The following is a 12,643-nucleotide window of genomic DNA, read 5'->3' on the forward strand; positions in this document are numbered from 1 at the left end:
CAGCTGCTAAACTACTCTGGCGCAAGTCTACAACGCGCAACCTATAGCGCCTGGAGTGGGACTCGTGGTGGCCCTCAGCCCATTGATCATCTGCGAACACTGCGATTGCGTGTATGAAAAAGTCACGCTCGCCAAACATCAGAAGACCCTCTGCACCCGTTGTGCAGGCGTGCTGCAGCGCCACAACGGGCTGTCGGTGGAGCAACGCCTGGCCCTGACCCTGACCGCCGCCGTGCTGTGGGTGTTCGCCAACTTTTACCCGGTGATGAGCATCAGCCTGCAAGGCCTGAAAAGCAGCGCCACGCTATGGGATTCCGTGGTGGCGCTGGCCCAGGGCCCGATTACCTTTATTGCGCTGGTGGCAGCGATTTCAATCATTATCGCGCCGGTGTTCCAGTTGCTGCTGTTGCTATGGGTGCTGTGCTTTGCGATGAAGGGCAAGCGGTCGCCGGCGTTCAAGGTGTGCATGCGCTGGCTCGAAGCGCTCCGGCCCTGGAGCATGCTGGAAGTCTGCCTGCTGGGCGCGATGGTGGCGGTGTTCAAGCTGGCCGGGATGCTGGATGTGTTGCCCGGTACCGGGCTGTTTGCCCTGGCGGCCCTCAGCCTGTTGCTGATCCGAATTGCCGGGCGTGATATTCGCGACCTTTGGGACATGTTATGAGCCGACCACCGACTGCCAGCGAGCTGAACCTGTGCCTGTGCCACAGTTGCGGACTGGCCTGCGACGTCAGCGCCAGCCCTGACGAGTGCGAGCGTTGCGGCGCGCCCCTGCATCGGCGCAAGGTCCATTCACTGACCCGCACTTGGGCCTATCTGCTGACGGCGCTGGCGTTTTACGTTCCCGCCAACTTACTGCCGGTGATGAACACTTCGATGCTCGGCTCCGGCGCCGACAGCACCATCATGAGTGGCGTGCTGGAATTCTGGCAGCATGGCGCCTGGGACATCGCCCTGATCATTTTCATCGCCAGCATCGCGGTGCCGGGCATCAAGTTCGTCGCGCTAACCCTGCTGCTGGTCACCGTGCAGCGTAATAACCAGTGGGCGCGCAAGGAGCGCTCGAAGCTGTTTCGCTTCGTGGAGGTGATTGGCTACTGGTCGATGCTGGATGTGATCGTGGTGGCACTGGTGGCCGCCCTGGTGAAGTTCCAGGCCCTGGGCACCATCGAGCCGCGCCTGGGGATACTGTTCTTTGGCCTGGTGGTGGTGTTCACCATGCTGTCGGCCATGAGTTTTGACCCGCGCCTGATCTGGGCAAACCCACACAATGAGGACATGCCGGATGGCGTCGAAAACCCCTGACAACCCGCTGACACCGGGCCAGCCTGCGATCAAGACGCGGCGCTTCAGCGTGTCGCTGGTGTGGATCGTGCCGATTGTCGCGGTGCTGGTGGGCATTTCGCTGGTGGTGCACAGCATCCTCCAGCAGGGGCCAAGCATTACCATTACCTTTAAGACCGGCAGCGGCCTCACTGCCAACAAGACCGACGTCAAATATCGCAATGTGGTGATCGGCCAGGTGACTGACGTGGAGTTGAGCGACGACCAGAAAAGCGTCAACGCCACGATCAAACTGGCCAAGCAGGCGGAAAGCTTCACCCGGCAAGACTCGCAATTCTGGGTGGTGCGCCCGCGTATCGGCGCGGGGGGTGTGTCGGGCATCGACACGCTGCTCTCCGGGGATTACATCGGCGCCGACATCGGCCAGTCCGATACACGTGCCAAACAGTTCACCGGCCTGGAGAACCCGCCGCCCATCACCTATGGCGAGCCCGGCAAGCGCTTCACACTGCACACCCAGGATTTGGGTTCGCTGGACATCGGCTCCCCCGTCTACTACCGCAAAATTCCCGTCGGCCAAGTGGTGGCCTATGCCCTCGATGCCGACGGCAAAGGCGTGAACATCGATGTGTTCGTGCACGCGCCCAATGACGCCTACGTCACCGAAAACACGCGTTTCTGGAACGCCAGCGGCATTGATGTCAGCGTCGGCGCCAACGGGTTCGCGCTCAAAACCGAATCCTTGTCGTCGATGCTGGTGGGCGGCATCGCCTTCCTGGCGCCGCCGTACAGCCCCAACGACCTGCCGGCTGCCGAGGAGCATTCCTATGAGCTGTTCGCCGACCAGCAAACCGCGCTGGCCCCGCCCAATGGCAAGGCGCAATACCTGAACCTGCGTTTCGACCAGGCTTTGCGCGGGCTCACGGTGGGCGCGCCAGTGGAGTTCCTGGGGATCGAGTTTGGCAAAGTGGTGTCGATCAACCTGGATTTCGACGAGAAAAAACGCAGCTTCCCGGTTAACGTCGGCATCGTGATCTACCCGCAGCGCCTGGGCGAAGCCAACACCAAAATGCTTACTGCCTTGAAGCATGACCCTAACGATGAAGCCGGTGGTGTGCGCCTGATGGGCAGCTTCATCGAGCACGGACTGCGTGCCCAGGCCCGCAGCGGCAACCTGCTCACAGGCCAGTTGTATATCGCCCTGGACTTCTTCCCCAAGGCCGACAAAGTCGTGTTCGACCCGAACCAGCGCCCCGTCAATATCCCGACCATCCCCGGCAACCTGGAACAGCTGCAGGAAAAACTCGAAGGCATCGTCAACAAGATCAGCCAACTGCCGATCGATCGCATTGCCGGCAACCTTGATGGCAGCCTGGTGGAACTGCGCAAAGGCCTCGGCCAGTTCAACGCCAAGACACTGCCGGGCGTGCAGAACACCTTGGCCGACGTGAGTAAAACCTTGCAGTCCGCCAGTTCGACCCTGGCCGAAGATTCGCCGCAACGAGAGCAATTGACCCAGACCCTGGATGAGCTGGGCCGCATGTCACGCTCCCTGCGAGAGCTCTCGGATTACCTGGCACGCCATCCCGAATCCCTGATTCGTGGTCGCCCCGATAACGCTGCGCCGTCGGACCTGCAAGGGCCGCCGCGCAAATGACCACTGGAGCAACCACCATGGCCTTTCCACTGAAGATCACGCTGATCACCGGGTTGCTGCTACTTGCGGCGTGCCGCAGTGAGCCGATTCAATTTCACACCCTGACGCCGGTACACCGCAGCACTGCGTCACTGGCCGCTGGGGGTGAGATCCGGATTGAAAGCATCACCGTCCCGCCGCAGGTCGACCGGCCGCAGATTGTCATTCGCCAGGGCGACAGCGGCGTGGCCATTCTTGAGACGCAATGGTGGGCCGCCAGCCTGGTGGATGAGTTACGCAGCGCGCTGGTGGATCAACTCGCCAGCCACCGGAAAAACCTGTCGGTGCGCATTGACGTTCAGCGCTTTGACTCGATCCCCGGTCAGTACGCCCTGCTCGACGTCAAATGGCGGCTTCGCCAGACGGGAACCGATGAACGCACGCCCCTGACGTGCCGCACGGTGGTGCAGTCGCCCGCAGGTTCCACCATCGATGACTTGGTGATCGCCCAGCAAAACAACGTCAAACGGTTTGCCGCGCTGCTCAGTCAGGTCGCCGACACATCAGCCAGTGAATGCCCTGCCGCGCAGTAAACATTGATCCAAGGGATTGAGCCATGCGCACATTCTGGAAGTGGTATTTGCAACTGCTCGAAAATGATTTCAGCACCCAGGTCTTCGACAATGTGAAGAACCTGCTGGTGTGCGCGCTACTGTTTGCCGCAGGCACCAATGCGCTGGCCGGCAAACATGAGCTGTTCCTCGGTATATTGGCCTCAAGCGTGGCCGGGTGGGGCCTGATCGTGGTTTCGACCTTGTTGATGGTGCTGAACGTGAGCGATGGCATCCGCCGGCTCGCCAAGCTGCGCTATCACCTGGTACTTCAGTTGCTGCTTATCCTGGTCTATGTGCTGGTGGCGGAGCGCGTGGTAGAAATCGTCTGGGGCTTTCGCTCCCATTGATCCAGGCGCCTACCCCAACAATCCCATCTCCTGCGCCCGCGCCACTGCCTGTGTGCGCCGCTCTACTCCAAGCTTGCTGTTGATATGACTGGCGTGGGTTTTTACGGTGTGCAGCGAAATAAACAGCTGATTGCTGATCTCCTGGTTCGAGCATCCTTGGGCAATCAGGTGCAACACTGCCAGCTCCCGGGTGCTCAGGGTTTCAGGGGTGTGCGGGGTTTCAGCCACCGCAACATTCGGCAAGAGTGCCAGCAGGCCCTGGCTCAGGAGGCCATGGGCATCGCGGGCAAGCTGTTCCCGCGACCAGTCGGGATAGCGTTCCAGCAAGCGCTGGAAAGGCTGCATGGCGCCACCGGCGGCGGCTTCCAGCGCACGGGCAAACACCGGGCGGGCCTGCACTTCCTGGCCACCTTCAAGCAATAACAGCGCCTGCTGGGTCAGCGCCATCAGGCTGATCATCTGCCGGCCGCTGTTATGCGCCTGACGTGCCAGCTCATCGAGCCGTTGCAGTGAGGCCGCCGGCTGATGACGGATCGCGTCGAGCGCCGCCTGTTGCAGCTCGATATGTTGCGGCAGGTGCGGATGAAATTCCGGCGCGGCTGCGGCCTGTTCGCCGTTGTAGGTTTGCCCCAGTCGCGTCAGCCAGGCATCGGCCAGGTCGGTGCGGCCCTGGGCCAGCCACAGTTCGCATTTGACCAGCGTGATCATCGCCAGGTAAAAAATCGGCGGCACATCCCAGATATGCATCAAGCGCTCGGCCTCGGCCAGTTCGGCAAAAGCCATGGGGAAATCGCCACGGCGGCCTTCGAAGCTGGCGATCACGCAATGGCCGATCAACACGCTGATATCCCGACAGGCCCGCGCCTCGGTCAAGCCGGCACGCAGGCGAGCGAGCCCGGCTTCGGGCTGGCAGCGCACCAGCAGCAGGTAACCTTCGTACAACGCCAAGCGCGCACGTACTGCATACAGCCGTTGCGGCGCCAGGCCCCGCAAGCGTTGCAGGCCCTGGCGCACTTCATCCAGGGAACGCAGGATCTCGCCACGGGCCTGGAGCACCCGCGCGCGGTCGTAATGGGCCAAGGCCTCGAACAACGGATTGCCGACACGCTGCGCCAACTCCAGGGATTCACGGTTCAGGCCACGGGCGCGCCACAGGTCGGCGTCGACGATGGCCAGGTTGGACAGGGTCGACAGGCACATCAACCGCTGGCCATACCGTTTGTGCGGCAGGCTTTCCAACGCCTCGCTGCAATACAACTGGGTCAGTTCGCGATCGCCACGCCCACGGGCGATGATCCCACTCAGGGCCAGCCATTGGGCCAGCATCGACTTTTGCGCGGTGGCCGACGGCGCCGGTAAAAAGCGGCTGAGGTGGCTTGCGAGTTCCTGCGCCGCATCCAACTGGCAAGCCAGGCCCAGGGCCCAGCTGTAGAGCACGATCAGGCGTGGCGTGCTCATCAACAAACTGTCGGGCAAGTCCATTTTCCAACGCAGCAGCATGCCCACGTTTTGCTCCGCCAGCAGTTGCTCCTCGGAGAGGTTCTGCACCAGGTTTGCCGCCACATCCAGGTGGCCGGCACGTAGCGCCTGCTCTACTGCCTCATCGATCAAGCCTTGGGCATTGAACCAGCGACAGGCTCGCAGGTGCAGGCTGGCAGCCGGCAACACGGCATTACTCGCACGCCGGGTGCGCAGCAGGTCGGAAAACAGATGATGATAACGGTACCAGTGGCCCTGCTCGTCCAGCGGCACCAGGAATACCTGGTGGGCTTGCAGGTAGCGCAGGATTTCCGTGCTGTCGTGGGCCTCGCGCACGGCGTCGCACAGTTCGCTGCAAAAGCGCTCCTGGGAGGCGGTGTCGTAGAGAAACGCCTGAACGTCGGTGGGCAGGCAATCAATGACTTCTTCGAGCAGGTAATCGCGGATCAGCCCTTCGCCGCCGTGCAAGCCTTGGGGCAGCGCACCTTCGCTACCCGCCTCGGAAGCCGCCAAGAGCCAGAAACGCAGGCCGGCCACCCAACCTTCACTGCGCCGGATCAGGTTATCCAGGGCTTCGCCGCGCAATGAGCTGCTGTGGCGGTCGAGCAGGGCCAGGGATTCGGCGTGAGTCAGGCGCAGGTCCTGCTCGTGCAGCTCCAGCAAATGCCGGGACAGGCGCAGGCGCGCCAGGTGCCAGTCGGGGCGCTGGCGGCTGGTGACCAGCACCAACAGGCCGTCGGGCAAATGATTGAGGAAAAATTGCAGGCAGCGGTCGAGCACCGGGCCCTGGGCCAGATGGTAGTCATCCAGTACCAGCAACAGCGGTGCCTGGGTCGACAGGTGCACCGTGAGTTCATCCAGCAGGCCATCGAGCCACTCTTCAAACGCGAAGGGTTGATGACGCTGGCGCATTTTCAGCAGGCCCAGGGACTGGGCGCCCAACTGCGGGAAGTATTGCTGCAAGCCGTCGAGCAGGCGCTCAAGGAAACGTCCCGGATCGTTATCGCGGGGGCTGAGCCCCAGCCACAGGCTTTGCCAGTGGGCCGGCAGGCTCTGGCAGAACTCCACCGCCAGCGAACTCTTGCCGAACCCTGCCGGGGCGCTGACCAGCAATAAACGCCCGGCCAACCCTTCACTCAGGCGTTCGCACAGGCGCGGTCGCAACACATAGCCGTCAGGCAGTGGGGGTCGATAGAAGCGACCTTCCAGAGTCGGAATTACCGCGCTGGCAGGCCCTTGGATGCGGGACAGATCAGTCATCGCCGGGCTCTTGTAGAAGGCTGTTGTCGGCATTGCAGATGTCCGCAGACTAGCGGTAAAAGCGGCAGCTTTGTAGATCTTTGCAACAATTGTCTGAAAAAGACTACGACAAAAAATATCCGGACTTCTTCTGGAACGACCGACACTCTGTGGCGAGGGAGCTTGCTCCCGCTGGAGTGAGCAGCGCTCCCGTTTTTGGGGCTGCTATGTAGCCCAGCGGGAGCAAGCTCCCTCACCACAGTGGTCCGGCAAAAAAAAGCCCCGAACCAGTCGGGGCGTCTTTCGAGGATGCGGCCTCGTTTACAGCAAGTTAGCGAACACCATCCTGGCGCAGGGCGGCCGGGGTGAAGTCGCTGGTGGTGGCGGTGAAGCCGAAGTCATAGGCCTGTTTCTCTTCGTTCTTCATGCCCAGGGCCAGGTAGCGGCCGGACTGCAGGTCGTAGAGGGTTTCGAGGGCGTACCACGGCACTTGCTTGTCGTAGTAGTTCTCGGCGTGGGCTTCAGCCACGCGCCACAGTTGGCCACGACCGTCGTAGTGGTCGATGACCGCGGCTTGCCAGGTGTCTTCGTCGATGAAGAAGTCACGCTTGGCGTAGATGTGGCGCTGCCCCTCCTTCAGGGTTGCAACCACATGCCACACACGACGCAGCTCGTAGCGAGCCAGGTCCTGGTTGATGTGGCCGGCCTTGATGATGTCGACATACTTGAGCTTCGGATCGTCGAGTTTGTAGCTGTTTTCGGCGATGTACAGTTCCTTCTTGCCTTCCAGTTTCCAGTCGTAGCGGTCCGGTGCACCGTTGAACATGTCAAGGTTGTCGGAGGTACGCAGGCCGTCGGCGGCAGTACCCGGGCCGTCATACGACACTTGCGGCGCCCGGCGCACACGGCGCTGGCCGGCGTTGTAAACCCACGCCGAACGCGGCTCTTTCACCTGGTCGAGGGTTTCGTGAACCAGCAACACACCACCGGCCAAACGTGCCGGCGCAGTCACTTGCTGCTTGAAGTAGAACAGGATGTTGCCCGGGTTTTTCGGGTCGTAGTCCTTCATCTTGTCGCGGAACACGAACTGGTCGCGAAAGTACACCAGGCTGAACGAGCCGTTGGTTTGCGGCGTGGCCTGGGTCACCAGGCGGGTCACGCTGCCGCCGCGATAGCGGGTGATGTGGTTCCAGATCACTTCTACGCCGCTTTTCGGGATCGGGAACGGTACTGCGGTTTCGAAGTTTTCCAGGCCGTTGCCGCCGGACACCAGGTTGGTGCTGGTGGCGTTTTTCTTGATGGCGGCAAACACATCAGCCGGCACCGTGGCGCCGCGATGGGTCGGGTAGACCGGCATCTTGAAGGTGTCGGGGTAGCGCTTGAACATCGCGTACTGCCCGGGCGCCAGCTTGTCTTTGTACTGCTCGACGTTTTGCGCGGTGATGGTGAATTGCGGTTGTTCGCTGGCGTACGGGTTGGCCAAAAAGCCACGGGCATCCACGGCGCCGGCGTTGGTGGGCAGTGGCGACCATTTGGGGATGGTGCCGGCCGCGTTACCGGCCATCTCAGCGCCCATCGGCGTCAGGCTCGTACCCAGCTTGGCGGCTTCATCCGCCGAGACTGCCGCCATGACGCTACCCGCCATGATCGACAACCCAAGCACACCCACCTGCAACAGATTTTTAGTTATTTTCATGTTCTGGTTCTTCCTTAAAACATACTGCTTAAAGAGAGTGTGCTTAGAAGTTCACGCCGACGCTTAAGGCGATAAAGTCGCGATCATCCACGGTGCTGAAGTCGCCACCGAAGAAGTTGGTGTAGTTCAGGCTTGCGGTGTAGGTGTTCTGGTATTCAGCATCCAGGCCGAGGCTGACCGCCTTGCGGCCCTCTTCGAAGTTGCCGCCAGGGCCAGGCGAGTAGCCTTTGACGTCGTGGGACCAGGCCACGTTGGGCTTGAGGTTTACACCGGCAAACACGTCCGGGTATTCCCAGATCGCCCGGCCACGGTAGCCCCAGGAAGTCGCGGTGGTGAAGCCGTCATTGTTGCAGTTGGTATTCAGGCCATTGGCGTTAGGCAGTCCGGCGCCCTGCGCGGTGGAGTTGTTAAGCGCAGGACATGCGCCGTTAGGCAGAGTGCCTGGGCCGAACACCGGATCACGCCCGTAGCGAACTTCGGACTTGCTCTCCAGGCCACCGACATAGGTCATGCCGATTTCACCCACCACAGTCAGGCGGGTGGCGCCCATGACCTGATCAAAGAAATGCGTGAACGTGGTTTGCAGTTGAGTGATTTCCTTACGGCGATAGCCATGCAAGTCCTGGCCCGGTACACCGTTCAGCAACGAGGCATCCTTCAGTACCGGGGCGCCGATAGGGCGAACACCGGCATACAGAATGTCAGTAGAGTTCAGTTGTACCGGCGCGTTGGGACGATAGCTCACCTCACCGCTCCAGGCAGTCCCTGTAGGCAGCGTGGTAGAAAAGCTCAAGCCGTAGAGACGTATATCTTCCGGATACTCGACGAAGTAATTGGAGTTACCCGCGACAATCAATGGCCGCAGTTGTGCCGGCAACCCTGGCGTTGCACCGGTATAGGCAGATTGCGGAGCACCGTGGGCGCTGAAGATCGGCGCCCGGCTGTGATAGTTCATGGCGTAGGCGCCGAACTCGGTGTCGAGCGGCTCATAGTTATAATGGAACGCTACGCCGAACTGGCCGCCATCGCGCGCGTCACGATCAGGGCCGCGACGCACCAGGACACCTTCACTGTTCACATCCACACCATAGCGAGCCAGCGCAGGTACCAGCGCTGCCGGCAGGGTGCGAGAGCTGTTCAGCACCCGCAGGTTGTCGTTACAGCCACCGGTGATAATGTCCGGCTGCGAGAAAAACGTCCCGCAGTTATCGGTAACGGTCTTGTCCCAATCCAGTTGGTAGAAGCCTTCTGCCGAGAGGTTATCGGTCAGGGTCTGCGACACGTAGAACATGTTGACCGGAATCAGGCCTTCCTTGATTTCAGCACCAGGACGACGGAACGCGGCGACATCAATCGGGTTGATGGCGTTGATACCACCACCAATGAACGTACTCTCGCCCCAACTGATGACCTGCTTACCAAACCGCACGGAACCCGGCTCATCGGCAACCGAATAGTTGTGGTAGACGAACGCATCGAGAATCTGCCCGCCGGAGGACCTGGCGCCCATCGGGCGCCCCTTGTCGCTGATGTTCTTGAAGTCGAGGTCGTCGTCTTTGAGCTTGAAGTCATACCAGTACTTGCCCCGCACAAACACGCCGGTGTCGCCGTATTTCAACTCAAGGTCATGGATACCCTTGAAGATCTTCGAGAAGGAATCACCCTTGTCGAAGTTCAGGTGGCCGTCATCCGAGGTTTGCGACAACCCCTTGCCGCCGTTGTTAGCGCCGATCAGGTCTTTGTTGCGACCCGCAGTCGACCAACTCGCCCCCACCGACAGGGACGAGTCAAAGCTGCCTTCGATTTCACCGATGTTGAAACTGACGCCGAATGCGGGCCCGGCGAGCGAGGAAGCGAGACCGACGGCCAAGGGCAGTCTTGCCCGGCGCCAGAACTGGTTTGCTGAGATCATCGACGCTACTCCATGTGCATTATTGTTATGGCAGTGAGTCGCTTCTAAGGTGCTTGTAACGGCCGGAATACAACGATTCCAATGCCGGGTGAACTCGTGAACCCGCCAGGCTCACAGCACCGCACCTTGAAAAACTCTGGGATGGACTATAGCCAGCAGGGGGTACCGCTTGATCCCTCTAAAGTGTGATTTGCATCACCAACCCGTCTGCCACAGTCCTTTCGCCATGCTGGCGAAGGCCAGCGCGGGAAGGATGGCTGAAAATTGGCAAATCACAAGTGAAGGCTCGGAATAGAGCACTGCCGTGCCCGCGAGGGCACGGCAAGAGGTGTCAGAGGGTGGAGAGGAAGGTGCTGTTGTTGGCCTGCCATTCGATGATGTCGATACGGATACGTTTTTTGTCGAGCTTGCCGACGCTGGTCTTGGGAATTTCCGTAACAACGGCGATCTGGCTTGGAATCGCCCACTTGCTCAAGTGGCCCAATTCCACAAACGGCTTGAGATGTTCCTTCAGCTCTTTGGCCCCTATCACATGGCCATCACGCACCACCAGCAACGCAAACGGGCGCTCGCCCCACTGCGGGTCGGCAATCCCCACCACCGCTACTTCGCGTACCGCCGGGTGGCGGCTGACCAGATCTTCAAGGGCCAGCGAGGAGATCCACTCGCCACCGGTCTTGATCACATCCTTGATGCGGTCACGAATATCGATCACGCCAAACGCGTCCAGGGTGGCCACGTCGCCGGTGTGCATCCAGCCGCCAGCCCACAGCTCGGCGCCCTTTTCCGGTTCGTTGAAATAGCCTTCGCTGAGCCATGGCGCACGCAGCACCAGTTCGCCCTGGGATTCGCCGTCGGCGGGCAGGAAGTTGCCGTCACCGTCGATAATCGCCGCCTCCACCAACGGCCCGGGCACGCCGGCCTTGATGCGGTAGGTGGTGCGCTCGTCCTCGGTGCCGGCCATCAACTCTTCATTCAGGTGCGCGCAAGACACCAACGGCCCGGTCTCGGACATGCCGTACGCCGCTGTCAGCTGAATCCCGCGGGCCTTGGACGCTTCATACAGCGAACGGTTAAGCGCACTGCCGCCGATGACGATTTTCCAGCCACCGAAATCCACACCCTGGCCGGCTTTGGCGTTGAGCACCATTTGCAGGATGGTCGGCACGCAATGGGAGAAGGTGACCTTCTCCTTGCGCCACAGCTCCACCAGGTATTCGGGGTCGTAACGGCCGGGGTAGACCTGCTTCAGGCCGAGCATGGTCGCCACATACGGCAGGCCCCAGGCGTGCACGTGGAACATCGGGGTGATCGGCATGTAGACGTCGTTGGTGCCCAACAGGCGCACGCTGTCGACGCTGCCCATGATGGTCGCCACGCCCATGGTGTGCAGCACCAGTTGGCGGTGGGTGAAGTACACACCCTTGGGATTGCCTGTGGTGCCGGTGGTGTAGAAGGTGGTGGCGACGGAATTTTCGTCGAAATCCTGGAAGTCGTACCGAGGGCTTGCCGCCGCCAGCAACGTTTCGTACTCACCCACGAGGTTGGGCAGCTCGGCGGTTTTTTCCGCGCCGTCGGTGAGCAGCAGGGTTTTGTCGACGGTGGTGAGGTGGCCGGCGATGGCCTGGTAAAGCCCCACGAACTCGCTGTTGACCAGCACAAAGCGGTCCTCGGCGTGGTTCATGGTGTACAGAATCTGCTCCGGCGACAGGCGCACGTTAATGGTATGGATAACTGCGCCAATCATCGGGATGGCGAACATGCATTCCAGGTAGCGGTGGCTGTCCCAGTCCATTACGGCCACGGTGTCACCGGCCTTGACCCCGGCCTCGGTCAGCACATTGGCCAGGCGGGCGACGCGCTCGATCAGGGTTGGGTAGGTATAACGCAACTGGTCGCGGTAGACGATTTCCCGGGTTTTTTCGTAGCGTGTCCCGGACATCAACAGGCGTTTGATCAACAGCGGGTATTGGTAGGCGCCTTCGGCGGGCGGGATAACACGAGTCTGCAACATACAAATCCCTTATCTGACTGCACGGTCTTGGCTGAAACATCTGCACTTTAGAGCGCTTGTGTTTCAGCCAAATCAGCCAAAGGAATGATTTGCAGAACCCAATCAATGCTAGCTTTGCGCCAGCATTCGCTGTTACCCCGAGCAGTTACGAACAAGAAGCTGCCTTCGCTTAAAGGCGAACCTTCTGACATTCGGCGTGGATATCAACTCTTTACTCTCTGGGCTTTCGCAAACTCCAGGGATGAAAAGGCATGACCTCCAGCGCATCAAGGTTCCCTTTCCTCTGCCGCGCGGCGCGGGGCAGCCATTTCAAATCGGTCTTCCAGGCGGTTCCTTACTCGGAAACCGAGTGCCTTCGGCCGAAGTTGGATAAGACTTTGGCAATCGCCTGCGCCCTTCCCGGCCGCAGCACTCACGCTCAGGCA

At 60.8% G+C, this 12,643-nt stretch carries 9 protein-coding genes; 5 read left to right on the forward strand and 4 right to left on the reverse strand.

Annotated elements, in window-relative coordinates; translation table 11 throughout:
• Nucleotides 1-64: 64 nt before the first annotated feature.
• Genes RGV33_RS27345 through RGV33_RS27365 form a run of 5 tightly spaced genes read left to right on the forward strand, consistent with a single transcriptional unit; the run spans nucleotide 65 to nucleotide 3,878 of the window.
• Entirely contained in the window at nucleotides 65-661 is a 597-nt protein-coding gene (locus RGV33_RS27345) for a paraquat-inducible protein A (protein ID WP_322147395.1), read from the forward strand.
• On the forward strand, nucleotides 658-1,302 hold the full coding sequence (locus RGV33_RS27350; RefSeq protein WP_322147396.1) for a paraquat-inducible protein A: 645 nt from the start codon (nucleotides 658-660) through the stop codon (nucleotides 1,300-1,302). Before RGV33_RS27345 ends, RGV33_RS27350 begins: the two co-directional genes overlap by 4 nt.
• Nucleotides 1,283-2,938, forward strand: a complete 1,656-nt coding sequence (locus tag RGV33_RS27355; RefSeq protein WP_322147397.1) for an intermembrane transport protein PqiB — start codon at nucleotides 1,283-1,285, stop codon at nucleotides 2,936-2,938. The genes RGV33_RS27350 and RGV33_RS27355 overlap by 20 nt, the downstream gene beginning before the upstream one ends.
• 17 nt (nucleotides 2,939-2,955) lie before the next feature.
• Complete coding sequence (locus RGV33_RS27360) at nucleotides 2,956-3,510, forward strand: PqiC family protein (RefSeq protein ID WP_322147398.1); 555 nt, start codon at nucleotides 2,956-2,958, stop codon at nucleotides 3,508-3,510.
• 23 nt (nucleotides 3,511-3,533) lie between these two features.
• The gene (locus RGV33_RS27365; RefSeq protein ID WP_322147399.1) at nucleotides 3,534-3,878 is read left to right on the forward strand and encodes a hypothetical protein; all 345 of its coding nucleotides are present in this window, start codon (nucleotides 3,534-3,536) and stop codon (nucleotides 3,876-3,878) included.
• A 9-nt stretch (nucleotides 3,879-3,887) separates the two neighbouring features.
• Here RGV33_RS27365 and RGV33_RS27370 read toward each other — a convergent pair whose 3' ends face one another.
• From RGV33_RS27370 to RGV33_RS27385, 4 genes are all read right to left on the reverse strand, one after another.
• Complete coding sequence (locus RGV33_RS27370; RefSeq protein ID WP_322147400.1) at nucleotides 3,888-6,617, reverse strand: LuxR C-terminal-related transcriptional regulator; 2,730 nt, start codon at nucleotides 6,615-6,617, stop codon at nucleotides 3,888-3,890.
• Nucleotides 6,618-6,927: 310 nt separating this feature from the next.
• Nucleotides 6,928-8,292: a DUF1329 domain-containing protein gene (locus RGV33_RS27375; RefSeq protein WP_322147401.1), complete on the reverse strand. Its 1,365-nt coding sequence runs from the start codon at nucleotides 8,290-8,292 to the stop codon at nucleotides 6,928-6,930.
• 43 nt (nucleotides 8,293-8,335) lie between these two features.
• On the reverse strand, nucleotides 8,336-10,204 hold the full coding sequence (locus RGV33_RS27380; RefSeq protein WP_322147402.1) for a DUF1302 domain-containing protein: 1,869 nt from the start codon (nucleotides 10,202-10,204) through the stop codon (nucleotides 8,336-8,338).
• A 331-nt stretch (nucleotides 10,205-10,535) separates the two neighbouring features.
• Nucleotides 10,536-12,218, reverse strand: a complete 1,683-nt coding sequence (locus tag RGV33_RS27385) for a fatty acid--CoA ligase (RefSeq protein WP_322147403.1) — start codon at nucleotides 12,216-12,218, stop codon at nucleotides 10,536-10,538.
• Nucleotides 12,219-12,643: the final 425 nt, after the last annotated feature.

This window comes from Pseudomonas sp. Bout1 (assembly GCF_034314165.1).
Taxonomy (GTDB): domain Bacteria; phylum Pseudomonadota; class Gammaproteobacteria; order Pseudomonadales; family Pseudomonadaceae; genus Aquipseudomonas.

What these genes read in the sequence shown, in the direction of transcription:
- RGV33_RS27365 (WP_322147399.1), top strand. Translation starts at nt 3,534, where the DNA reads ATGCGCACATTCTGGAAGTGGTATTTGCAACTGCTCGAAAATGATTTC.
- RGV33_RS27355 (WP_322147397.1), top strand. Translation starts at nt 1,283, where the DNA reads ATGGCGTCGAAAACCCCTGACAACCCGCTGACACCGGGCCAGCCTGCG.
- RGV33_RS27375 (WP_322147401.1), bottom strand. Translation starts at nt 8,292, where the DNA reads ATGAAAATAACTAAAAATCTGTTGCAGGTGGGTGTGCTTGGGTTGTCG.
- RGV33_RS27385 (WP_322147403.1), bottom strand. Translation starts at nt 12,218, where the DNA reads ATGTTGCAGACTCGTGTTATCCCGCCCGCCGAAGGCGCCTACCAATAC.
- RGV33_RS27380 (WP_322147402.1), bottom strand. Translation starts at nt 10,204, where the DNA reads ATGATCTCAGCAAACCAGTTCTGGCGCCGGGCAAGACTGCCCTTGGCC.
- RGV33_RS27350 (WP_322147396.1), top strand. Translation starts at nt 658, where the DNA reads ATGAGCCGACCACCGACTGCCAGCGAGCTGAACCTGTGCCTGTGCCAC.
- RGV33_RS27370 (WP_322147400.1), bottom strand. Translation starts at nt 6,617, where the DNA reads ATGACTGATCTGTCCCGCATCCAAGGGCCTGCCAGCGCGGTAATTCCG.
- RGV33_RS27360 (WP_322147398.1), top strand. Translation starts at nt 2,956, where the DNA reads ATGGCCTTTCCACTGAAGATCACGCTGATCACCGGGTTGCTGCTACTT.